Annotated in this window: 32 protein-coding genes; all 32 read right to left on the bottom strand. The window is 30.7% G+C overall.

Going from position 1 to position 23059, the window contains the following annotated elements; genetic code table 11:
• Window positions 1-45: 45 nt before the first annotated feature.
• The 32 genes from RIN63_RS14805 to RIN63_RS14960 all read right to left on the bottom strand — a co-directional run bounded on the left by RIN63_RS14805 (window position 46) and on the right by RIN63_RS14960 (window position 23040).
• Window positions 46-339, bottom strand: coding sequence for a hypothetical protein (locus tag RIN63_RS14805; RefSeq protein WP_310445525.1), 294 nt, complete (start codon window positions 337-339; stop codon window positions 46-48).
• 38 nt (window positions 340-377) lie between these two features.
• The gene (locus RIN63_RS14810; RefSeq protein WP_310445527.1) at window positions 378-644 is read right to left on the bottom strand and encodes a hypothetical protein; all 267 of its coding nucleotides are present in this window, start codon (window positions 642-644) and stop codon (window positions 378-380) included.
• A gap of 179 nt (window positions 645-823) precedes the next feature.
• On the bottom strand, window positions 824-1345 hold the full coding sequence (locus RIN63_RS14815; RefSeq protein WP_310445528.1) for a GNAT family N-acetyltransferase: 522 nt from the start codon (window positions 1343-1345) through the stop codon (window positions 824-826).
• Between the two features lie 45 nt (window positions 1346-1390).
• A complete protein-coding gene (locus RIN63_RS14820; protein WP_310445529.1) occupies window positions 1391-1762 on the bottom strand; it encodes a hypothetical protein in 372 nt (123 codons plus the stop codon).
• 50 nt (window positions 1763-1812) lie between these two features.
• Entirely contained in the window at window positions 1813-2265 is a 453-nt protein-coding gene (locus RIN63_RS14825; RefSeq protein ID WP_310445530.1) for a GNAT family N-acetyltransferase, read from the bottom strand.
• A 245-nt stretch (window positions 2266-2510) separates the two neighbouring features.
• Complete coding sequence (locus RIN63_RS14830) at window positions 2511-3413, bottom strand: methyltransferase domain-containing protein (RefSeq protein WP_310445531.1); 903 nt, start codon at window positions 3411-3413, stop codon at window positions 2511-2513.
• A gap of 45 nt (window positions 3414-3458) precedes the next feature.
• The gene (locus tag RIN63_RS14835) at window positions 3459-4148 is read right to left on the bottom strand and encodes a hypothetical protein (protein WP_310445532.1); all 690 of its coding nucleotides are present in this window, start codon (window positions 4146-4148) and stop codon (window positions 3459-3461) included.
• A 234-nt stretch (window positions 4149-4382) separates the two neighbouring features.
• Window positions 4383-4895, bottom strand: coding sequence for an AAA family ATPase (locus RIN63_RS14840; protein ID WP_310445533.1), 513 nt, complete (start codon window positions 4893-4895; stop codon window positions 4383-4385).
• Window positions 4896-4987: 92 nt separating this feature from the next.
• On the bottom strand, window positions 4988-5551 hold the full coding sequence (locus RIN63_RS14845; RefSeq protein ID WP_310445534.1) for a nitroreductase family protein: 564 nt from the start codon (window positions 5549-5551) through the stop codon (window positions 4988-4990).
• Window positions 5552-5575: 24 nt separating this feature from the next.
• Entirely contained in the window at window positions 5576-6382 is an 807-nt protein-coding gene (locus tag RIN63_RS14850; RefSeq protein ID WP_310445535.1) for a DUF692 family multinuclear iron-containing protein, read from the bottom strand.
• Between the two features lie 82 nt (window positions 6383-6464).
• Window positions 6465-6926: a GNAT family N-acetyltransferase gene (locus tag RIN63_RS14855; RefSeq protein ID WP_310445536.1), complete on the bottom strand. Its 462-nt coding sequence runs from the start codon at window positions 6924-6926 to the stop codon at window positions 6465-6467.
• A gap of 530 nt (window positions 6927-7456) precedes the next feature.
• Window positions 7457-8338, bottom strand: a complete 882-nt coding sequence (locus tag RIN63_RS14860) for an aminoglycoside 6-adenylyltransferase (RefSeq protein ID WP_310445537.1) — start codon at window positions 8336-8338, stop codon at window positions 7457-7459.
• Between the two features lie 148 nt (window positions 8339-8486).
• Complete coding sequence (locus tag RIN63_RS14865; protein WP_310445538.1) at window positions 8487-9161, bottom strand: YdcF family protein; 675 nt, start codon at window positions 9159-9161, stop codon at window positions 8487-8489.
• A 98-nt stretch (window positions 9162-9259) separates the two neighbouring features.
• Window positions 9260-9901 (bottom strand): nucleotidyltransferase domain-containing protein, encoded by a 642-nt coding sequence (locus RIN63_RS14870; RefSeq protein WP_310445539.1) that lies wholly within the window; start codon window positions 9899-9901, stop codon window positions 9260-9262.
• A 93-nt stretch (window positions 9902-9994) separates the two neighbouring features.
• Window positions 9995-10528: a GNAT family N-acetyltransferase gene (locus RIN63_RS14875; RefSeq protein WP_310445540.1), complete on the bottom strand. Its 534-nt coding sequence runs from the start codon at window positions 10526-10528 to the stop codon at window positions 9995-9997.
• 121 nt (window positions 10529-10649) lie between these two features.
• Window positions 10650-11582: a GNAT family N-acetyltransferase gene (locus tag RIN63_RS14880; RefSeq protein WP_310445541.1), complete on the bottom strand. Its 933-nt coding sequence runs from the start codon at window positions 11580-11582 to the stop codon at window positions 10650-10652.
• Window positions 11583-11672: 90 nt separating this feature from the next.
• The gene (locus tag RIN63_RS14885) at window positions 11673-12251 is read right to left on the bottom strand and encodes a nucleotidyltransferase family protein (protein WP_310445542.1); all 579 of its coding nucleotides are present in this window, start codon (window positions 12249-12251) and stop codon (window positions 11673-11675) included.
• Between the two features lie 46 nt (window positions 12252-12297).
• Complete coding sequence (locus RIN63_RS14890; protein WP_310445543.1) at window positions 12298-12843, bottom strand: AAA family ATPase; 546 nt, start codon at window positions 12841-12843, stop codon at window positions 12298-12300.
• Between the two features lie 84 nt (window positions 12844-12927).
• Complete coding sequence (locus RIN63_RS14895) at window positions 12928-13692, bottom strand: Nif3-like dinuclear metal center hexameric protein (protein ID WP_310445544.1); 765 nt, start codon at window positions 13690-13692, stop codon at window positions 12928-12930.
• A 145-nt stretch (window positions 13693-13837) separates the two neighbouring features.
• Window positions 13838-14806: an NAD-dependent epimerase/dehydratase family protein gene (locus tag RIN63_RS14900; RefSeq protein WP_310445545.1), complete on the bottom strand. Its 969-nt coding sequence runs from the start codon at window positions 14804-14806 to the stop codon at window positions 13838-13840.
• A gap of 109 nt (window positions 14807-14915) precedes the next feature.
• Entirely contained in the window at window positions 14916-15389 is a 474-nt protein-coding gene (locus RIN63_RS14905; RefSeq protein WP_310445546.1) for a GNAT family N-acetyltransferase, read from the bottom strand.
• Between the two features lie 301 nt (window positions 15390-15690).
• Window positions 15691-16023, bottom strand: a complete 333-nt coding sequence (locus RIN63_RS14910) for an HAD-IIIA family hydrolase (RefSeq protein WP_310445597.1) — start codon at window positions 16021-16023, stop codon at window positions 15691-15693.
• A 39-nt stretch (window positions 16024-16062) separates the two neighbouring features.
• Window positions 16063-16239, bottom strand: coding sequence for a hypothetical protein (locus tag RIN63_RS14915; RefSeq protein WP_310445547.1), 177 nt, complete (start codon window positions 16237-16239; stop codon window positions 16063-16065).
• A 36-nt stretch (window positions 16240-16275) separates the two neighbouring features.
• On the bottom strand, window positions 16276-16839 hold the full coding sequence (locus RIN63_RS14920) for a GNAT family protein (RefSeq protein WP_310445548.1): 564 nt from the start codon (window positions 16837-16839) through the stop codon (window positions 16276-16278).
• A 42-nt stretch (window positions 16840-16881) separates the two neighbouring features.
• A complete protein-coding gene (locus RIN63_RS14925) occupies window positions 16882-17787 on the bottom strand; it encodes a GNAT family N-acetyltransferase (RefSeq protein WP_310445549.1) in 906 nt (301 codons plus the stop codon).
• Between the two features lie 102 nt (window positions 17788-17889).
• Window positions 17890-18354 (bottom strand): NUDIX domain-containing protein, encoded by a 465-nt coding sequence (locus RIN63_RS14930; protein WP_310445550.1) that lies wholly within the window; start codon window positions 18352-18354, stop codon window positions 17890-17892.
• A 73-nt stretch (window positions 18355-18427) separates the two neighbouring features.
• Window positions 18428-19321, bottom strand: coding sequence for a GNAT family N-acetyltransferase (locus RIN63_RS14935; protein WP_310445551.1), 894 nt, complete (start codon window positions 19319-19321; stop codon window positions 18428-18430).
• A 17-nt stretch (window positions 19322-19338) separates the two neighbouring features.
• A complete protein-coding gene (locus RIN63_RS14940) occupies window positions 19339-19881 on the bottom strand; it encodes a GNAT family N-acetyltransferase (protein WP_310445552.1) in 543 nt (180 codons plus the stop codon).
• A 51-nt stretch (window positions 19882-19932) separates the two neighbouring features.
• On the bottom strand, window positions 19933-20610 hold the full coding sequence (locus tag RIN63_RS14945; RefSeq protein ID WP_310445553.1) for a type II CAAX endopeptidase family protein: 678 nt from the start codon (window positions 20608-20610) through the stop codon (window positions 19933-19935).
• Between the two features lie 127 nt (window positions 20611-20737).
• Window positions 20738-21256 (bottom strand): hypothetical protein, encoded by a 519-nt coding sequence (locus RIN63_RS14950; protein WP_310445554.1) that lies wholly within the window; start codon window positions 21254-21256, stop codon window positions 20738-20740.
• A gap of 254 nt (window positions 21257-21510) precedes the next feature.
• Window positions 21511-22389: an alpha/beta hydrolase gene (locus RIN63_RS14955; protein WP_310445555.1), complete on the bottom strand. Its 879-nt coding sequence runs from the start codon at window positions 22387-22389 to the stop codon at window positions 21511-21513.
• A 33-nt stretch (window positions 22390-22422) separates the two neighbouring features.
• Entirely contained in the window at window positions 22423-23040 is a 618-nt protein-coding gene (locus RIN63_RS14960; RefSeq protein ID WP_310445556.1) for a hypothetical protein, read from the bottom strand.
• Window positions 23041-23059: the final 19 nt, after the last annotated feature.

Here is a 23059-nt window from a genome sequence, read left to right on the forward strand (position 1 = left end):
GCTATCTCCTAAAAATCAAAATTTTTGTCTTCTTGAAAACGCTCGTTAGCCTGGGTATGCTGAGTCAAAATATACCCTTATTGGGAACCAACGATAATAGACTCCTATATTTCGAGTTTCTGCATTCGAATCGTTTTCATTCTGATAATATGCAAAATAACAATCATGTGCTGGCGAGTACTCAACATCTATAAGTTTGTATTTTATGCTATCTTCCTGCTTAGAAATATAGTTGCCAGCAACAATCTTAACTAGCTGTTTAGGTAAAAATTCGGAGAACCATAATGTTAAAAATGCAACTGCTATAATAGTTATTGTAGCTACATGTCTCTTTTTCATTTTGACCTCCCTATTCATGCTATACAAATTTTCTTTAATTATAGTTCATTATATAAGGCAAATCCACTTAGTAATAATCCAAAGCCTCCAACCAAGGATAATACCAAGCCAACAGTTTGAAAATTAGATGTATTAGTATCAATAACCCTTTCATATTGACTAGTATCCATAACACCGCCATTTCTCTGCATAGCATTATGTCCCATACGATTTCCTATTGAAGTAGAAGAAAGAACTAATGTTAATCCAATAACAAATACAGCTACCATAACACATAATGCCCTTTTTGCGATTATCTTCTTCATGATTATACTCCCCCTTGATTAATTCATCTTACTAGTTAAGCCACATAATAAAAAGATGGGTCTTAATGCTTATTGTCCTGATCATCTATTCAGTAATACTTCCTCACCTAGTCCTATTCCCTTAAAATCAGTTTTAAATATCTTAATTGTATTTCTATACTTATTTTAATTTTTTAATCCTATATTTGTTTTATATATCTTAATTCAATTGGCTTATTAGAAAAATGACTATGCTTTTTTGTTCCATCAAATATGAATCCACAATTTTCATAAAAATGTCTTGCTCTCAAATTAGCCTCATAGACCCATAGTGAAACTTGCTTGCAGCCTTTAGATCTCAATATATTTATAACTTCTACCATAAGCTTAGTAGATAATCCTTTACCCCAATAATCCTCAAGAAAATACATAGAATAAATAGATCCACACTCTATTAATTGTTCATCATTATCTTTATTTGCAAATACTAATCCACATGGTGTCCCTTCGCATATGCAAATAAGAATTACTTCTTCATCTGTGATAAATCTCTCAAATTGCTCTTGTCTTCGTTGTTTATCCAAATATTTAACTATTTCATCCTCTGGTATCATATCAGTATAAGCTGATTTCCAACTCTCAACAATGATATTAGCTAAAGACGAAGCATCGTCTAATACAGCTCTTCTAATCTCGTATTTCAATCCAATCACCTGTTTCATATTTTTTTAGTATCAATGCTATAAAGTTAATTCTCCTCTTCCTTTTTATTTGCTAATTCTTTTTCCTAAAGCGAAAATAGCTAATTGAATTAAAAATAAAACAAAAGCAACTATACTTATTATTAGCATCTTGTCTGTCCAAAGCGCGCTATGTTTATCAGAAATATCGGCTATAACTCCATGAAAATAAAGACCCATAAATAATCCAAATCCTGATAACACACTTGTCAAAATATCAAAAATACTACTATTAATCTTTGATATCTTTCCATTTTTGATATTGTAATAACCAAAAATTGCTTTTATACAGTTTACTAAAACTATAGACATTAAAATAAGATATGCATAAAAATTCAAATTATAATAAGACATTAGTTCTTCAAAAGCACTATATTTACCACTTGCATCTAAATACATCTTAGTTCCCCCTACCCATAATAATTATGGCTATATTTTAATATTGTTCATCATAACTTGTAAACCATCACAAGTTCATCTCCATCATCCAACTCAGGTCTTCTAATAAATCCAAGATTTTTGTACATATTCTCTGCTGCAATATCTCCCTCAATAAAGCAAAGCTCAATAGAATCATATTTACCTTCTGATTTAATCATGGACAGCCATAATTGCATTGCTTTCTTACCAAAACCTTTCCCTTGGTAACGACCATCTATCATAAACTGATCTAATATACATATTAGTTTATTTTCATTTAACCAATTACGCTGCATAATTAATCCAATTGAAATATCACCAGCACATACAACATGAACTTTACTATTGTCTAGCCTGTAGGCAAAAGCTCTCGCAAGAATAGCAATATTTTCTGCTACATATTTCTGTTGTTCTGTTTTCACCTTTAAAGCATTTATTTCCCTCCAGTTATCTGGAGTGAGATCTTTTAATTTTAATTCCATTTATACTACCTCCAGTTATGTACTATACTTAAACATTCATTCTTAGTTGTTTGATGTACATTATATGAATGTTAGGCCTTAGCAAGACTAACCTTACCAAATTAATAAGTAAGCAATTATCAAAATACACCACAAAAAAATAACAACAAATACTGAATCTTTTTGTTCCACAACAATTCCCCCTAATTTAATGACTTATATTATACAATATATTTAACAAAGTAAGTCTACATAAAATCCTACAATCACACAAAAGAATAACCATATGAAATTAGCATACACATGCTTTTTACAACCGAAATATTATTACGATTTTTATGTATAAATGATGTAATCTCTTGTTGTCCATAAAAGAGTTTTTCCGCTTCTTCCTGCGTTAGCCCCTTACTAACAATGTTCTTTATAAAACTATCTTTCATGTCTTCAGTGAATAATTTCTCATATTGGCCTGTTGTAAATGCTTCATATTGCTCTATATAGTCACTGTCAATGGAGTCAAAGCATTGAACATAATCATTTAGCCGTATATCTACATTTTTAAGACCAATTTTTTTCATGTGTACTGGAAGTTTCAATCCTATTTCAAAGTCTTTATTCGTTTCTTCTAAAATGTTTCTTCGTAATTTCTGCTCTATTCCAAGTAAATTCAACTTACTGTAGTCAAAACCATCTATATACAGAGCTGAACTATTCATATCTCTACTTACATCCATTGCAATCACCAGTCCACCTTCTACAACAGAATCTTTCATTCTTTCTAGCACTGGAATGGGGTTTTCAATATGTTGAAAAACTGCTTGAGATATGGCAATGTCATATTTTTTCTCAGTTTCAAAATCACATACATCAGCATAGATGAAATGTGTTTCATATTTTTTATCTTCAAATATTCTTTTAGCTTCTTCTAATAATTTATCTCCAATATCTACACCTGTATAAGAACTTCCCTCAGGCAATAAGGGCAATAATATTTCACCTAAGAAACCTATTCCGCACCCAAAATCAATAACTGATACTGCTTCTGTAATTTTCCATACCTTCTCAATTAAAAATTCAAGATAATCCTCATTCCACCATGAATACCTTGATTTTTTCAAATATTCTAATGCTCCATTCCATAATTTACTTTTAGACTCATTTGGTTGCACATTAATTCCCCCTTGCAGTTGCTTTTTTATTACATTCCAGAAAAACTATTTGATAATATATATTGTATTCTTGTTGAAAATTCTGCTTAAAAATCCTAATTTAAAATAAAACTCCATATTTTCATAACTATCATAACGAGTCGAATTTAAGAATTCTTTTATCGTATAAGTTTCTTCATATCCATAAGGATTGGAAACAGTAATACTATCATTTGGAATATCTAAAGCAGTTACTAAAGCGAAATGAAGAGTCCAAACCTGTGTATCACTTTCTTGATAAATGGCTGCAAATTCAATTGGAACAGGCATCCCATTCTCAAGACTATCATAAATCTTACCTATTAATTCCGTATTAGTTAGGTTAATGTATCTTTCAGTTTCATATTCTGGAAACTGTTTATTCATTTCCTTAAAGAAACCATTTCCCATAGCTGTTGATATTTTCCCATTATTTTCTTCTAATAAAATTTGTTCTGTAATATCTTTACCTAACCAATTTGAAAGCATTTCAATACAAGCGTAACCACAACTGACTTCTTGTTTTATTGTTTCTATTCCATATACTGCAACAACTTTTTTATACTTTTCATTAGAGTAGATATTACTGAAATCATTATTAATTTTTTTATCCATTCTGCTTTGCTTAATCAGTAATCCAATAATACATAAAATCAATGTAGATATTACTATAATTATACATATCATAATTCGTTTCAAGATTTTTTTATTACTCATGTTAAGCTCCCCCTCTATTAATGTATCTGCTAAGGATTAGTATCTTCGATATTCTAGAACTGGATCTAGAAGAAATACCACTTTGTGAATCTTAACTTCCGGTGGGAGGGGGCTGTACGCTGACCTTTCCCTTTGCAGCTAAAACCTCAAATCTTTTCATTGTATTCCTCACTTTTTTATATACATGTAGCAACACAGTGTTGTGTGAAAATAATACTACAACTATCAGGTCACCTATTTTTTATTAATATAATTTAAAATAATATCTATATTATAATTTTTATCCAATGTACTATTAACTACTATAGTATCAGTATCTATTGGCTTTACTGATTTATCAAGTGAATTATTAAACCTATCTCTTGTTGTTTGGCTAATTTGAGTTGGTAAGTTTTTACGAGTACTAATCCTTCTTTCTATCTCGTCATAACTATCTACTTTACATTCGATATATTTATAAACTGAATTATACTCCTTGCATAATTCTAATCCTTTGTCAACAGTTTCCTGGTAATAACAAGGAGTATCAATAATTACACTAATTCCTTTACTTAAATAATATGCTGCAAGATCAAATGTTACTAAATATGAAGCATCAGCAAGTAATTGATCTTTAATGCCTGCATTTAACATAGGGCTCTTGATTACATCTCTATCAATTACTATAGAATTAGTATGCTTTGCTATCAGCTGTGCCATTGTTGATTTTCCACTACCAGGAAAACCTGCCATTTGCAATAAGAACATGATTCTTCCCTCCAATTGATGTGACTTTCAAATAACACTCAGTATTTGCGACATTTCTGAGCTTAGCCAGACTTGGCTAGCTCCCCAAGCATTTAGTAGTGTCCCGTAACAGGATTATTCTTTGCCTTATGCTTACGACTAGGTTCATACTCCTGCCAATATACTCTTTTTTCATTAAATCGTGTTCTCGCTTCTTTTTCTTCCGCCGGATACCCTACATATACAATACCAAGAGGAGTAACATGCTCAGGTATGTTGAGCATTTTTTTAACTGGTTTTACATTACTTTCAATAGGGTATACACCTATCCAAACTGAGCCAAGCCCTAAACTTGTTGCAGAAATTAAAATATTCTCTATTGCTGCACTGCAATCTTGGACCCACATTTCTTGTCCTGGACCTTTAAAAGCTAATTTCATATTCCCACACACAACAATAGCAACAGGAGCGTTGTATCTCGCAAAGATAAACTTATCTTTCAGTTCAGAAAGTTTTTCGGCTTCATCAATAACAATAAACTCCCACGGTTGACAATTTGCTGCCGTTGGTGCCGCTGTAGCAGCCTTCAACAAAGTTATAATAGTATCTCTTTCAACTTGCTTATCTAAAAAATTCCTTATACTTCTTCTTCTATATATCGTTTCGATTACATCCACTATAAAACACCTTTCTTGATTGAATTACTTTAATATTTTTCTTAATCTTAACAACTGCCTTTTTAGAGTTTCTTTATCTGATCTATTTTCAAAGATTTTACCTATACCACCGTACTCTAAAGTAACAGTTTTTACATTTGATTCCTTTAGTACATGTTCCAAAAGCGAGTAGCCTTCTTCAGCTATTTCATGGTGTTTGTCTCTTAACTCGTTTTCTACCATTATCGGACCTGTTACATGAACCTCTTCTACAAGATGTAATGGTAAGCTGTTTATATACTCTATTGGATGTATATTTAGATGCCAAGCTGCAATTTGAGCATGTGCTATATCCAACAAAAATTTCGAGTTGCTTCTCACAAGTGTTTCTTCTATAAAACTCGGTTGGCACACAAATGCTGCATTATTATCCTTTCCTTCGCATGGAAAGTAGAAATGAATATTTTCTAAATGTATGGGTAATCTTATTGCATCTCTTATATAAGATAAATCATTAATAAAATTTACTAAAAAACTATCTTTATCTATTTGTTGCCCATAATTTATAATGCATTGAAGATGAAATGAAATGTATTTTGTATCAGTTAAAGCAAGTGTATTTTGTAGAATTTCTAAATTGAAATTTTTGCCAAAGTTCAACTCACCAGGATTAATTGTTTGCACTAACCCATGTATAAATACAGGTTTGATTTTTCTTAACTCACTATAGTCATTTAGGTAATCTAAGCTACTAAATTCTGAAACTTTTACAGCATCCACTATATCTATGTCCTCTCTAATAAGTTCAAAAAGCTCTTTTGAATAATTGGCAGCCAAAGTATATTTTTTCACTATTTAATATCACCATCCTTACTTCTAAATGCACCATGATTAATTCCCCCTTACTATTTATTCTCTAATTCTTTTGCCTAAACTAAATATAAATATATCTCAGTTCACTAATTCCTTTTTCTGTTGATACTAACTTCTCTTCTCCACTAAACACAAATCCATGCTTTTCATAAAATCTGCGAGCTCTTGCATTTAAATTCATAACAATAAGAAATATTTGATTATCTTGATTGAGTTGTTGTATACCAAATTCAAGTAATCGTTGTGCATCTCCTTTCCCCCAGAACTCAGGAACAAAGTAAAGAGAGACTATTTCATTATTAGATATAGATATATTTAATATGCCAATAGGCAATTGATCCTTATAATAAATATAAATATCATTACCCTTATCCATATCTTGTAAAATAACTGTCCCTTGCCTTTGTGGTGTATGTAGAGCAAGAAAATCATCGGATACAATACCTCTATGAGAAGCTTGCCATGCTTTTGAATACACAAGACCAGCATCATTTATATCTATTGATGCAACTTTTTTTATCATATCAGTTCACTCCATATTTCGAAAATCATAATGCTATTATCATATTAATCTGGTAATCAAAAATTATATCTTCTCTTCTGTATCTTAACTGTAAATATATCTCTCTCACTATGGTTAATCCATAGCACTCCATCGTCTATTCCCCCTAAAGTATTTTCATTAAGTTATTCTGATTTTTGTAAAGATATCCATGTAAAGATTCTAAAAACAAAAAACAGAAAATATATTATGAAAATTAGTCCCCAAAAAAGCCCTTAGCAAAAATGTATAAATCTTTTTTAGATGACTTCCCCATTCTCATTAATTGCACTTAAATATACTATTCTACAAAAATTTCCAAATTCCTTCTTTTTGGGGATAATATATCTTACACTATCTCATATAATTGATTTTTTATCTTGATTTAACCTACAAAAAAGAAGCTAAAAAAATTAGCTCCTCCTCATCTTCTAAAACATTTTCTTTTGTTGATTGATTGAGAACTTAACTAACTCAAGTCTAAAGTTCTTAATATCAGCTTTCTATTACACTTAGTATATTTCATTAGCATCTTTAGGCAGCTTGCGAACATGTTCTAGAAAACTTCTGCTTGAGTCTGCTTCTTCTTGATTATAGCAATATCCCAACTTCTCAGCTACTTCCTTTGCCACTTCATCAAATAAATCACACATTATTAATGTTGCATCCCAAATATGATCTATACTTCCTTCTGGATAAGTTTTTAGGAAACGCTGCCACATTCCTTTTGAAAGAAAATGATTCATATATTTTCCGGATTTTCCTATGCTGCAGGAGTAGTTTGTTTCAATTCCTATCTTCCAAGAAAGCATATTCACTAAATGCGGTCTTATATGGTAGTTAATCATATCCATTACATATGGAATTTCATCTCTCCATAGACCTTTAGCTACATTATTGAGACACCACCAAAAATTATTACAATCGCATATGTAGTCATTTTCTAATGGTTTTTTTACATGGTAATCCTCATCTGTAGATTCTGGAATTGTAGGTAGAATCTTGTCTTTATCCAGTAAAATCATACATAGCTTATCTGATAAAACATTGCTCAATGCAAAAGGTATTGAAACTACATGCAAGTCAAGTCTGTTTCCATCTGCAAATTGAATCAGCCAACAGTATACATCATTAAAATTGCAATCTAGACCTCTTAAGGAATCCATTTTTTCTGGCATCTGCATATATAATCGCTCTCCAAAGCAATCAATCCATGATTCATCCTCATAAAAAGGTTTTGTTTCAGATACAACATATACAATATCATAATCCTGGAAAATATCTTTAGGAACATTAGAATTAGTTCTTGAACCATTCATGTAAACTGCTCTTATACGATCATCCTGTTTTGCAACATTTAGGATTAAATCGTACATTTCTTTTTCTTTTCTCATCTAAATCCTCCTTGTTAATTTATAATATCAATTACCTCACCTAGCCAACTATCTCCCACACTATCAATATAATAATTACTCTAGTCCCAAATTTTGCTTTCCTCTTTATAAACTACAATCTTTAGTTAATCCCTTGGTTATAAATTCCTTAACCTATAAAAGTCAATTCTATATATTCTTTTAATCCTTGGTCAATATAATTAAGTTCTTCAATATCGCCTCTTTTTCCATAATATACGATCCTTAAATATTCTCCAAATACTAAGGATTTGCTCCTTTCATGTTTCATCCAATCATGTCTATTAAATGTACTTCCATCATCAAAATATGTGTTATATGTATAGGAACTAATTTTTATAGCCTTAGGTAAGTATTTCTTTAGAGTCCTACACTGTCTTCCTGCAGCATAATTTTTAGAGATAAATATTAAACTATTTACTTTAGAGAAGTCATAGATTTCTTTGGCAAATAATATGTTTTCTCTGCTATTTTTTGATTTTTCTTCTAAAAACATTTTTTGCTCAGGTACTCCTAGGGAAGCTAGTTTCTCATAAATGACTCGTGCTTCTGCTTTGTCGCCATAGATCCAATCCTTATGTTTATCCTTTGATCCAGATGAACCACCAGAAATGATAATTTCCTTACCTAATCCCTTATTATATGCTTCAAATGCATTTTGATATGTTGGAGGATGTGTACTTCCAAAAACAAAGATTACATCACTACTATTCAAACCTTCTTCTTCACCAAATGTAATTTCCGTTATTTCTTCTATTTGATTATCTGTTAAGTCAGGCACTTCAGGATATTTTGGAATATACATAAATTCACTCCCTTTCAACACTATCCATCTCGTTCATATAAATCCTCATTAAATACTCTGGTTCATCCTCATCTGGTGCTTTTATGGTCTTAAAATATTTAAATCCATGGATGCCCATCTGGATACGCAATATTCATAGCATTAACAAACCAGTCATACCTTTCCTTTTCAAGCCTATTTATTACTACATCGAAGTCATGTTTATAGTCAGCACTATTATAATTTCTAGACTTATAAAGCAAGATAATTTCTGGAGCAAGAATACTAATATTACCTTTCTTTATAAAGGCCTGCTCTGTACTAATCATGATATTATGATTTTTTTGATAATAAAAAACTCCATTTTCTACTTTATTGAATAAAACTTCTATAAAATCTAATTCTTTTTGTTCCCTGTTAAGAAATTCCACATACTTAAATATACCATCACTTTTGTTAACTTTTATAAAGTCAGCACCTTGCTTGTAACACCACAGATTGTCAAAATATAAGTCTGGATGTTCTAATGCATACTCCACTGATACAAGTCTTTGATTACCAACTGGTGCATCTATTATCCAGCCTTTAGATTTCAGATACTGAATACATTCTCTCATATCATCAAAACTAACAGTTATATCTAAATCCTTATGTTTTCTTGTTATTTCTCCTAAGTAAGCATCTATAGCAAACCCACCACAAAGATGCCAATCTATTTCCATTTCTTGTAAATGACTACATAAATCATCTAATATCTTCATTTTGTCTCCTTTCTAGTTTCAGATGAAACAAGATAATCACAAATCATATCATAGATTATGATGTAAATTTTGTAAAACTTGTCCTTTAATTTTTTACTTCACTATTTCCAAATAATAATCCTTACTTTGAAATTGTTTTTCACCACTAAAGCTTGCATAATTACTATCTCCATAGAACTTAAATCCAAGCTTATTAATTACCATTTGAGAGCCAATGTTATCATTTGCATGTCTACAAAAAAACTTCTTTTGACCTAAAACATTTATACCAAAATCTAATATGGTCTTTGATGCTTCTGTAGTTAGTCCCATGCCCCAATATTTTTTCATAATATTATATCCAAGTTCATAGCAACTAAGATGTTCTTTATAATGTATGCCACCTGAACCAATTAATTCTCCTGTTTCCTTTAGCACAAATCCCCAATTAAAGTTATGTTCACTATTAATATTCTCTACTTCAAACCTTAACCACGCAATAGTATCATCAATGGATTTATGCACATCCCATAACATAAATCTTGCTACTTCTGGATCTGATGTCCAACTATTATAAATATTCTCCGCATCTTCTACAGAAAGTGGGCGAAGTATTATTCTTTTACTTTCTAATATAGGGGTTATCATTAATATCAACTCTCTTTCTACTATTGTGGTATTTACTTTCTTCTTCTCATTAACAATGGCACTCTATCCCTATCCCGTTACTTATGTACAAGAGATATCTTTTTTTGCTATTTGATTAATGTCATTTTTTTATTTTATACAAGACATGAGGTTTTAATGTACTATCATCTTCTACTCTGGGATGCATAAATTCTTCAACTTTTTTGAGGCCTATTTTCCTCATAACATTTTGAGATGGTTGATTTATTTCTGCTGTAAAAGAATATATAGTATTAAAATTCAGGTTGTTAAACCCATATTCTAAACATGACTTAGCACCTTCTGTTGCATAACCATTATTCCAATATTTATTATCTAATCTCCATCCAATCTCAATGCATGGTGTAAATTCAGCTTCAAAGGTTGCATTTAAAAAACCAATAAATCCTATAAATTCTTTAGTATCTTTTATTTCTACTGACCATAATCCATATCCATATTGCTTAAAATGCTCTTGTACCCTATGGATAAAATCGTCGGACTCCTTAGAGTCTAAAGTTTTTGGAAAGTATCTCATTACCTCCTTATTAGCGTTCATCTTAGCAAATAGCTCCCTATCAGATTCTTTCCACATCCTAAATCCTAATCTAGAAGATTCAAATATATATTCATTATTCTTATCTCTGAGATGATTATAAAATTTATCTTTATCTGTCCACTGAATTAAATCTATCTCAAACCCATCGGGATCTTTTATGTAAAATTGCCTTGAAAATGGCTTAACTATAATTTTCTCTTCCACTTCCATATATCCCTTTATTTTTAGTTTCTCAAGATGCTCGTCTATATTTTCAATGAAATAGCCAATATGTCTAAAATTTTGATCCGTATCTATTGTACAATTATCTTTCTCTGATATAAATAGCTCATGCCCATTACCCTTAAGAATTGCATAATTATTCTCATTTGCTTTTATCCCTCTATCTATTAGTTCATATTCTAGAACATCTCTATAAAAATCTATGAATTTATCTACATTTGATACATATCTATTTAAATGATCTATAGTCTTCATAAAATCCTCCGTTATTTATCTAATATATATCATTAATAGCCTTATCAATTATTATGATATCTCTATCCTTCCAAATAAAGATTTGTCTTTTCAATCATAGATTACTTTAACTTTGGGCCATTTATCACATATTCTTTTTTCCTTAAGTCTACTGATAAATATGTCTTGAGTTATTCGCTTGTGATTTCGTCTTAAAATCAAGTTAAATAAATCTTCTAGTCCATAAGGGGCAACTATAAGAAGTGAATCGTCTTTCAATAATCTAACCCCTATACATGTTGCTATCTCAGGCCAAGTGGATATCCCATCCTCACAAGAATTAAGTGGTGGTACTTTATATCCAAAATATTCTTCATACCATAGGTGAACTGCTGCTTGGTTTGTCACTTCCCAATTTTCTCTTGGTAAATGTTCTTTGAGTTTTTCTTGAAATTCTTTATCTCTTTCTGAACTTAGATTGTTTATATCATAAATAGCTACATCTATGTCCTTAAGTTCTGTAGGTTTATTGTAGCCATGTAGTTTGTCCCATACAATATTTCTTATAACTCCTCCTCCAACAAACCAATTAGGAGGATTACAATCTCTAACTATCCTTAATACTTCCATAAACCACTTGTTTGAAAATATAATTTCCATAAGTTCATGTTCATACCTAGTCTTATTCATATTCTCCCCCTATTAAAACATTATATTTTTGCTGAAATCTTTCATGCTATGCTTCTTTAATAATTTCTAATACTCTATCAATATTATCTTCTAACTCAAATTCCCCTTCTAACTTTAATATCTTACAAGGTAAATCATTCAACCATTTTTCGTGCAACTTTTTACTTCTCATATTTAGATCACCATCATCATATTGAGATGCCCATTCTATGAATTCTTTATATTGTTTATAAACATTACCCTTTAACTCTATTTTTTCTCCATGCCTACTTTTTTCTCTTTCTATTAACATAGTAATACGCAATTCCTTAGGTATCCAAAGAAATACTACTAAGTCAAAATAGGGTATGAAAATATCTCCCCATCCGCAGAGTGACCCTGATAGGATCCAGTTTTTGTGCTTTGTTAAATCCCTTCCTAATATTTCTTGTCTTTCTTCTAATATTCTTTTTTCTTGAAATGGAGGATTTGTAGGCTTCCAAAAATAATTATCTGTATCAAAATGCCAATAATTAAGTTTTTCAGATAGTGCTTTTCCTAAAGTGCTTGTACCTGACCCAGATGCTCCTAATATATGTATTCTATTGATCAATTTAACTTCCCCTTTATAAAAAATCAAAAATAAGTTGATAATGACTTCCTTGGTTGATTTTTTTGTTATCTTCTACACTTCTGCTTATTTACACAATTGTGTTTCAAGATGTTTTTCTTTCAGTTTAATAATCTCTATATGGTTATATTTATCTTTAATCTTTTTAGCAAGACTTTCAATCCCAAATGCTTCAGTAAATGTATGACTTCCAATTATTAAGTTAATTCTTGCAAACTGAGCATATTCTATTGTATATAGAGTTTTCTCACCTGTTATATATACATCACAATTTTTATCAACTGCCTCTTTTACATCAGTAGAGAAACCTCCACCCCCACATACTAGTCCTACTCTTTTTACTTTTCTATCATTAAACTTCCATGATTGCACTGGTTCTTCTAATATATCTTCTAATTTTTCAACCAATTGTTTAAATGTTGCTTCCTCTCTAAATTCTGCTATTCGTCCGCAAAAGAATCCATCTTCTTCATGACTATTTTCAATGATTTCTAATCCTAATTTCTCAATTAAAGAATTATTAGTCCCAAAATGACAGTCATCCAATGGAAGATGATTGAAATAATGAGAAATATTATATTCTAAAAGTTTTTCTTTACAGGCATCTTTTAATCCAAACATAAAATCCCAAGCATCATGATGAGTTATTATCAAATCAACATTACTTTTTCTTGCTTCTTCAATTGTATCAAGTGTTAAATTTGTACAATATCCAATCCTATTTATTTCTTCTGTACCTTTTACTGTAATTCCACTTTCCTCATGAAAATGACTATTATGTCTACTATTAAATAAACTTACTATAAATTCTTCTATTTCGATTAACCTCATATCATTCTCCCCCTATCAGTTCTAAGCTTTAGTTATGCAGTAATACCCTAGTCATAATTATCTTCAACTCCAATAAGTTGTAATATTCTATCTCCATTGATTATCCTTGTTTCACTTTTAGCTGATCAACATACCCAAATTATAACTATAAGAGGTTTAATTCCTGCAATATATTCTCTTCATTCAAAGTTATATTTTCTTTGAAAAGGATACTATCTTCATTATTACAGTACCATTTAAAAGCATTCTTCAAGCCTGTTTCGAAATTAGTTTCCTTATTATATATTTCATTTATTTTAGATACATCAAGTACATTATCATAATTAAAAAATGGGAAGAAGTCTCGTTCACTTCTATTATAATGAATATAATCATACTCAATAATTTTAGCTTGCTTGCCAACTGCCCTTGAGCAAGATTCAACCCATTCTCTTATTGTAATAGGCTGTTTATTGCCTACATTGAAAATATTAATAGTATCAAGACCAATACTAAGTAGCTTCAAGATTATATTTGCCAGATCAGTTGTATATATAAACTGCATATATGTACCTCCATCTTTTGGTATGATAATAGGCTTACCATTGCAAATATGGTGAAATATAAAACTTTCTCTTTGAGCATAATTATTTTCTCCATAAACATATGGTGGTCTTAGAATTATTAATTCTGATTGTGAATCTTGGAATTTTCCTCTCAAAAAATCTTCTGCCCTTATTTTGTTTATTCCATAGGATGTCCAATATTTATTCTCATTTAATCGTTCTTCCTCTCTATATGGAATGCTCAAATTTTCAATATCATATACTGCACTTGAACTGATAAACACAAATTTTCTTAGGTTTTCTTTATTTAAAGAATTATATAAGATTTCAGATTGTGCTTCGTTTAGTGCAGATACATCTATAACAATATCAAATGAATATTTACTTAAGACAGTCTTCATTTGCTCAGCATTATTTCTATCACATTTTAGGTTGAATACTCTTTCATCATTGTTTTCCCTTGTTCCTCTATTAAGAGTATAAACTATATAATTATTACTCAGCAGTACATCAACTATTTTCTTACCAATAAAATAACTCCCACCCATAACTAAAACCTTTTTCTGCATTCTTTTATCCTCCATATTCCTATTCAATTACTTCACTATACTGAATTTGATCTCTATTATCAAGAAATAATAATTCCTTATTAAACACTCCACCCTTCCCCTCAGCTACTTACATCAACTTTTTAGTCATATTTACCATTCCTGGAATATATCCAAGTTTTTGATTTAATGCCAACATCTTAGTATTAGTATAATGAACTGTTGTTTGTACAGCTTCAATTCCTTCAAGTCTACACCATTCCTCTAGTAACGTTTTTAGATTTGTGGCAACTCCATATTCCCTGTAATCTTCTGTGATATATAATGATAGAATCATGACAGTATCTTTAGGTTCCTCTTGTTTATATGCCCATATAAATCCTTGTAATTTTCCTTGTTCATCTTCTGCAACTGCAATAAATAAGTCTTCATTTTTTGTATTTAGAATTCTTAGTATTGTTTCTTCTATCTCTGCTTCTGATGCTTTATAGTCTGACATCCATAGCTTTGGTGTCAGATTATGCCATTTAGCAATTTGCATTAAGATTGCCTTTGATTTGTGATTAGTATCACCATCATCAAAATCAATTCTTTTATAGTTCATAATCAAGCCCCCAATAAATATTTTTCCATAACTTTAATCTTCCAATTCCTTTCAGGATGAATTGTACTAAACATCTCCTTTACAAGCTCAAACCCCATCCTTGTCCAAAAGTCAAACCCAGTCATATTCTGATCTAAAACACCTAACCTCACCCTGTTAAATCCTTGGCTCTTGATACCTAGTATAAATTCTTCTATTTACTCTTGATATTTTCCATAGTTATTACCTCACAAAATATTTTTTGTCTTGCATAGTCTTTCCTAAATATACTTTCTAGTAAAGAACAATTGTAAAACACTTGCTATTGGGCCTCCTCTATCCAATTTATTGCATCCTCTAAATCCTTTGCAATGTAATCAGGATAGACCTCTACCCATTTACCAAAAAACTCATTATTATTATATTTTACTAATTCTTTCTCACCTGCACCTGTTCTCACCAATATCTTTATAGCTCCTACTTCATTTGCAGCAATTAAATCAGTCCATCTATCTCCTATTACTACACATCTATGTAAGTCTAAATTATATTCAGAAGCTGCCTGTATCAACATTCCTGGCAAAGGCTTTCTACAACTACATCCCTCATTATGTTGATGAGGGCATAAATAAACCTTATCAAATCCAAGTGAAATTAATTCTTCCTCAAAGTCAGAAGCTCTTGCCTCTCCCCTTCAAATCCCAGGTTGATTTGTAAAAGAAATTATAAGTTTATTTTTTCCCTTTAATAAACTAATGGATTCTCTTACAAATGGAAAGGGCTCAAAGTTATCTGGATAAATCACTTCATCAGTACCTCCAATAGTTCCATCTCTGTCAATAAATATTGCTTGGATTTTATCTATATTCATTATTTGCTCCTTTCAATGAGTATTTTAGCTCCATTATCAATCCTCTTTCAAAATGCTTTTTTTCTTATTAAAGTACTCTTTTTCTAATATTGAATACACATATTCATCACACCATTCCTTGTGCCACAGCCTACCTTCCCTTAATAATCCATCTCTATTCATTCCAATTCGCTCCATTAGTTTTGCAGATTTTTCATTATTAGCATTACAAAAACCTACTATTTTATGGGCATTTAACTCTTCAAATGTATATTTAACAAGCATCATTACTGCCTCTGTAGCATATCCCTTTCCCCAGTAATCAGGGTGCACTTCATATCCAATCTCCCATTCTCTCATTTCCTCCCAATTAAGCTGTATAAATACTTGTCCTATTGGAGTATCTTCTTGATTAGCTTGAATAAGAAAAATTAAGTATTCTTCTGGATACTCTTCCATTCTAGACAGATTACTATTATGTTTTTTACATATCTTTTCCTTACTTGGTTCCTCATCAGCCTCATAATAGTAAACTAAAGGATTTTTTTTCATTTCATATATAAATTCTAAATCTTCACGCTTTAATTTTTTTAATACTAGCCTATCACCTTTTATTTCCAAAACACTCTCTCCAATTCAATAACTTATTTTACTCAAATTCATTTATATTACAATCATTTCAGTTGTTTCTACACCTGCTAAAAAGCCCATCTTGTGATAAAGACTTTCTGCATCATTACCTAATGTTACAAACAATCTAAGTACAGGATATTGTTCTTTTAATATAGTTAGCGCCTGCTTTATCATATTTTTAGCTAATCCTTTCTTTTGAAAAGATGGTTTTACTGCTATATCAAATACATTGGGCCATTCTTCCCAAATGGATATCAGACACGCTCCTATAAGTTGATTCGTTTTTGCTTCATAAATTAATGTCGATGCTCTGTTTACTAAGCTATCTTCTGGGTTTTTATCAAAATAGTATTGTAGTTGGTTTTTAATCTCTGAATCATTTCTGCTATCAATTCCAGTCTCAAAAGCTTCTACAATCAGTTCACATATTTCATCTTTATGTTCTTTTGTAGCTGATACTATTTTATATTCATCACTCCAAGTTATTTCAAACTCTTCAGTAGGTCTAATCATACATCTTCTGGATTCACCCATTCTAAATCCAGCTCTTTGGTAATATTTAATTTTATCTGACTTGACACCACCTACAATAATTTCCTCACTTTTATCTGACCAACATAACAGTATATTCTTTAATTTAGAGATTACAATATCAAATTCATTATTATATGGTGGCTCTAAAAATAAGCAATTCATATAATTAGGCTCCAACAAAACACCACCAATTCTATTTCCATCTTTTTTAATCCAATAACAAATATCACAATCTTCTATAACTGAGCAATAAACATTAAAACTTTGCCTAAACCAAATATTTGACTCAAATATTTCATATACAGCAAAATATACAGAGAATTCCTTTCCAGTTGCTTTTTCAATAGTATATCCGTCATGCAAATTATATCTTCTAATATCCTGTGACCATCTTTCATACATATTATTCATTCCCCTTTATCAAAACCTTCTTCTAATAACTTAGAGTTAAAATCCTTTTTCCTTGTTTATATAGATAATCCCATATCTATATCTTTCATAATACTACTTTTCAATTACTTCACTATATTGAATTTTATCTCTATAATTATCAAGAACTACTTTTCTAATATCAATCATTTCGTTTGGAAGGTCGTTTATTTTGAACCACCTTAATTCTGAACATTTATCTGGTTCCATTATTTTAGGTGTACCAGTATACTTGTTAACAACAAAATAAATATCATAATATGTTCTTCCCCCACTATTGCTAACACGATGAGACAAATGGACAAAATCTAAGTCTGTAATACTTACATCAATCCCTAACTCTTCTGCACATTCTCGCACAGCAGCCATTTTAGCTGTTTCACTTTCGTCAACATGTCCACTAGCTGCTATATCCCACTTTCCATCTTGATAGCCAGTGCTTATTCTGCGGTGCAATAAAACTTGAATATTTCCATCTCCATCTTCTTTCTGTAAAATAATCGGAAATATTGCTGATAATGACTTAAAATGTTCGCCCATTTTCCACCTCCGTGTATTTCTTGTCCTAATCTAAAATAAAGAATGTTCCAATTGATAATCACATGATTTTCGACTAATGTTTTTTATTTATTATTGGAATAATTCTAGCACCACAGGCTTTTTCATAGAATTCTATTGAGCTTCCATTTCCGATTATACATGTTTCATGTCCAAGTTCTTTCATATCTATTAAACATGCATTTAATAAAGCCTGTCCTATTTTTCTGTCCCTATAGGTTTTTAAAACCCCTAATGGTCCAAAATACCCTTTTCTCTGCTTTGAAATATTGTATCCTGCAAATCCAACTATATTATCATCTTTCATAGCAATATATATTGGAATATCCTCAAGGCCTAATCCATAATCTATTGTCTTTGCCCATCTCTCATAAAAGTTTTTTAAAACAAACTCACTTACGGCATCCTTATTATTTTTTGTAACTTTTCTTATGGATATATCTTCTGTACAATTAATAGTGAGTTCACCATTTAAGTTAACAACCATGTCCCTTGGAGATGCAATAATTGAAATTATTAAATCTTTATCTAAACCACTTAAGCATTGTTGAGTTATCTTGTCTTCAGAATTTAGTATTGCATTTAGAATCTGTCCATCGTTAACGAATATTTGACCATGCTCCTCAAAAAGTTCTGTTTTATTTTTTGCTTCAAAAAGATTATCTCTAGTTAGTAGTGATATATTTATATTTGAAGAACCCTCACAACTTATTTGCTCATATTCACTTGAACTCTTATCTACGATGGATGAATTTAAGACAGATTCTATAAATGCTTCATCAACTATAACCAATGTTCTTAACTCATCATTTACTTCACTATCAATCCTCAATGATCCTAAGAACAAGTGCACAGGATGAATAGCATTGAAATTATTTTTCCTTGCTATATCATTAGCATGTTTAATTAATTCAAGAGCTTTTGGTGTAAAATTAATATTCTCAATCATTACCTTGCCTCCTGTCCCTATAAATACCTTTCTAATGACTGCTCAATATTTCTTTTCATAAATTTAGCATCTACTATGAATACATCTACTAAAAGTTTACCATCCATCTGATATTCTTGTTTGACTACTTGTCCACCAAATTTTCTATAGAATTGATTAGATGTTGAATAGTGATGATTATAGATAACAATCTTTTCCATGCCTTTATCTAAGAAGAAATTCAATATATAACTAATCATCATTAGGGAAGCACCTTTGCTTCTATGGTCAGGATATACCCAAAGGCCATTTAATTCTATCCCTTTTTCAGGTATGTCGTAAGTATCGGCAAAGCTGGCAAATGCTACTCCAAGCATATTGTCATCTTCAAATGCTCCTATCAATAATCGAATATCATTATGTTCTTTGGCTGTGAGCATCCAATCTACCCAGAATTCCAATTCTTGTGAAAGAAAAAGAGTATTTTCAGCTCTCCCAGCTAATTCTTCAGTCCAACATAATATTTTCAATTCTATTGCTTCTTTCATATCATCTTGTGTTAGTTCCCTTACTTTAATCATAAACTTATCCTCCAATTATACAGGAAATCTTCTTATCAAATTTGCTGTATTCTATATAGATTTTTGTTTTCCAATTAGGATACTTGTAAAAAATGAAATAGTATTATATAAAGAATGAGCCAAAATACAAGTAAACAATGATCCTGTATTTATATACAACAATCCTAATACCAAACCACATATTATAGCTGACAGTGTTTGAACAAAATTGAAGTGGAGAACTGCAAATAAGAGGGTTGATGCCAAAAGAGCAAAAATAGCTCCATATCTATTTTGTAAAGAACTTAATATTATTCCCCTTATCAATATTTCTTCTACTACTGGAGCAAGCAAACATATGCGAATGAAATTTACCATAGGGGATCGGCTTAATTCTGATATTGTTCTCCTATACTCATCTGCGCTGGTCACAAATATGTTATCAAAAAAAGGATCTAGAAACTTATCAAGTAAAAGATAAAATAATATGGCACAGGCAAAAGCCAATAATACTCCTTTCATTGATATACTGCTAAGAACACTTACTTTCAATTGATACTTCTTTATAAGAGTAAGTAGAAATATAGTATTAACAGCAATCAAAGTTAAAAGATTAAGCCAAACAGAAGTTTTGTTTTCAAAGGTTCTCCAAATCAGCTTATCTAATGCAGCGGGAATTATCCCACAAATTATAAGATATGTAACTATCCAGTAAATAGTCGTTATAATGCTAATTGTATTTGAGCTCAAAATCTCACCCTCTCAAGAAAATCAATATGGTCTAAAAATATGTCCTAATTATTAACATCTAAAAAATAGTATGTATAATGATTCAGAGGGCAACAGGATGTTGCCCTCTGTCTACCTAATACAATAGTTACTTTTCAATATAGTGACAAATATCTAAAATAATATTGCCTTTCTCATCTGGGGTTGTAAATCTCGGACAAGCATATCTTTCAAAAAACCAATAAGCATTTTGCTCATCTGGGATAATTTTAAATCCCTCTTTTTCACAACTTTCGGCACATTTATGTTCTTGCGCATAAACCTCTTCTTCTTTACCATATATCCATGCAACGCCTAAGTCAGCTTCTTTGAAATCAATAAAGGAATATCCCTCAGGGACTTCTGTATTCTTGGGGCAGAATATGCCAATCCAATACACAAATGGCTCATTCTCTTTCCAATGCATAAGCCCAATATAAGCATCACCATCTTCATATGATGCTTTTGTATCACAGTTCTTTTCCAACACTTCAAACCAACCCTTAGAAAACCATTCCTCCCAATAACTTCCGAATCCACCATTGACTCTATCCTTGTCTTCATATCGTTTCCCAATGAAACGCATTGCTGGAACTGATTGCCTGTAAGTTTTAATAACCTCTCCCATTTTTTCCCCTCCCATTAAATAAAGTTCTAAACTGAATTATTTAAAACTACTATATTTGCAGACTTACAATGTTCCATATGTTCATCTGAGTTAAATGAGTCTACTATACTCATTCTCCATATGTTTCCAAATTCCTTTATTTTTCTTAAAACTTTGTACTATTTTTTATATAATATAAGGCATTCGGTCTATTAACTAAATGCCTTTTGCTGTAAGTTAATCATTGTGCTAATTTAAAGAACTTCAATATCTGTTTAACCTCCAATAACTAATGACATTAAGCAATTAATCACTACATCTGGTCTATCTACATGTATTAGATGATCACTGTCTAAAGCAATTATGAGTTCATTTTGACTAGATAATAATGCCAAATCTGCTTGTAATTGATCCCATTTCTCTTCATACTTAATTGCTTCTTCTTCAGGTATTCCATTTTCAACCCAGTTCTTAACAGAAAAAACTTTATCGCGAGCAATTACTCTTAGTGGAACATTAGGAAATACAGGAATACTCTTAATGTCCTCCCCATCTTGTATCCAATTTGCAAATTCATCTGATATCACCTTATAAAACTCTGAATTAGCTCCAAATTCCATAGCATTCTGAATTTCTTCATTTGTCAGATACTTCTCATACTTGGAAGTATCATTTGTATTTTCACTGGTAAGCTCTTCTCTTGATTTCTGCGAGAATTCATTAAGTAAATCCACCATCTTCTCAATTGAACAGTTAACATTTATAGTTGGTGTATCTAGATTCTCCAATTGCTCCAGATTATACGAAGTTGAATCTAATAAAACTACAGCTTCAATTTCATAAGGATACATTTTTGAATATTGCTGCACACATAAACCACCGAATGAATGACCCATCAGAATATACTTTTCTTTAATCCCGATTTTTTTAAGTAGTGCATTTAACTCAGAGGCTATATTTCTAGTTGTCCTAGCACTTTTGGGAAGATCACTCTTCCCATAACCTAGTCTATGATAGACAATTACAGTAAAATAATCCTTTATCTTATCAATAACTGGATAGAAATTATAAAATGAATTACCTATACCCGTCTCTATGACCAATGTGATATCTCCATTACCAATAATTTTATATTCAAAATTTATTTCATTCATTTGTATCTCTCCTAGAAAATTATGAACTAAAGGCTATCTTAGATTTTTTTGTTCTAAATCTTTAATAATTAAAGGACTGGATTCCTCTATATAAGCTCTAATAACATCATAGTCAAATAACAATAAATCCAAATCATCATATTTTGTATTAAAATCATACTCCAATGCATCTACAAGTCCTGATATTCTTTTAGAATCTATTTCTGATATTTCACTCTCTTCAAATACAACATTCATCTTTAAGTTAAATTTATCTTTTATTATTTGATTTAATCTACTATAGTCATGATAATAATTATTTTGTTGATTTACTCGCTTTTTTCTATTTTCATCACGCATATATTTGATATATACATTCTGTATCCATAATTCATCTGCAATCAAGTGACAATAATATCCCAGGTATAAGTCGTCATGTATCTTGTTTTTGTATTTCTGCAAAAACCCATCATAATCATAGTATTGATATCTAGGATCTTTTGAATCTTCGTAGGGTTCTCTTTTAATTCTAAAATGGGAAATAGCTTTTGCCTCTTTAGTCTTTTCATGTAAATCAGGTAATAGGTTGCCTAAATTAAATCGCATTAAATCTAAACTAAAATGTTCTGCTACTCTTTCTGATATTGCTAAATGTATTATTCTTGATGCCATTTATTCTTATCCCTCCTCT

Source organism: Tissierella sp. (assembly GCF_031460495.1).
Lineage (GTDB): Bacteria > Bacillota > Clostridia > Tissierellales > Tissierellaceae > JAVKTS01.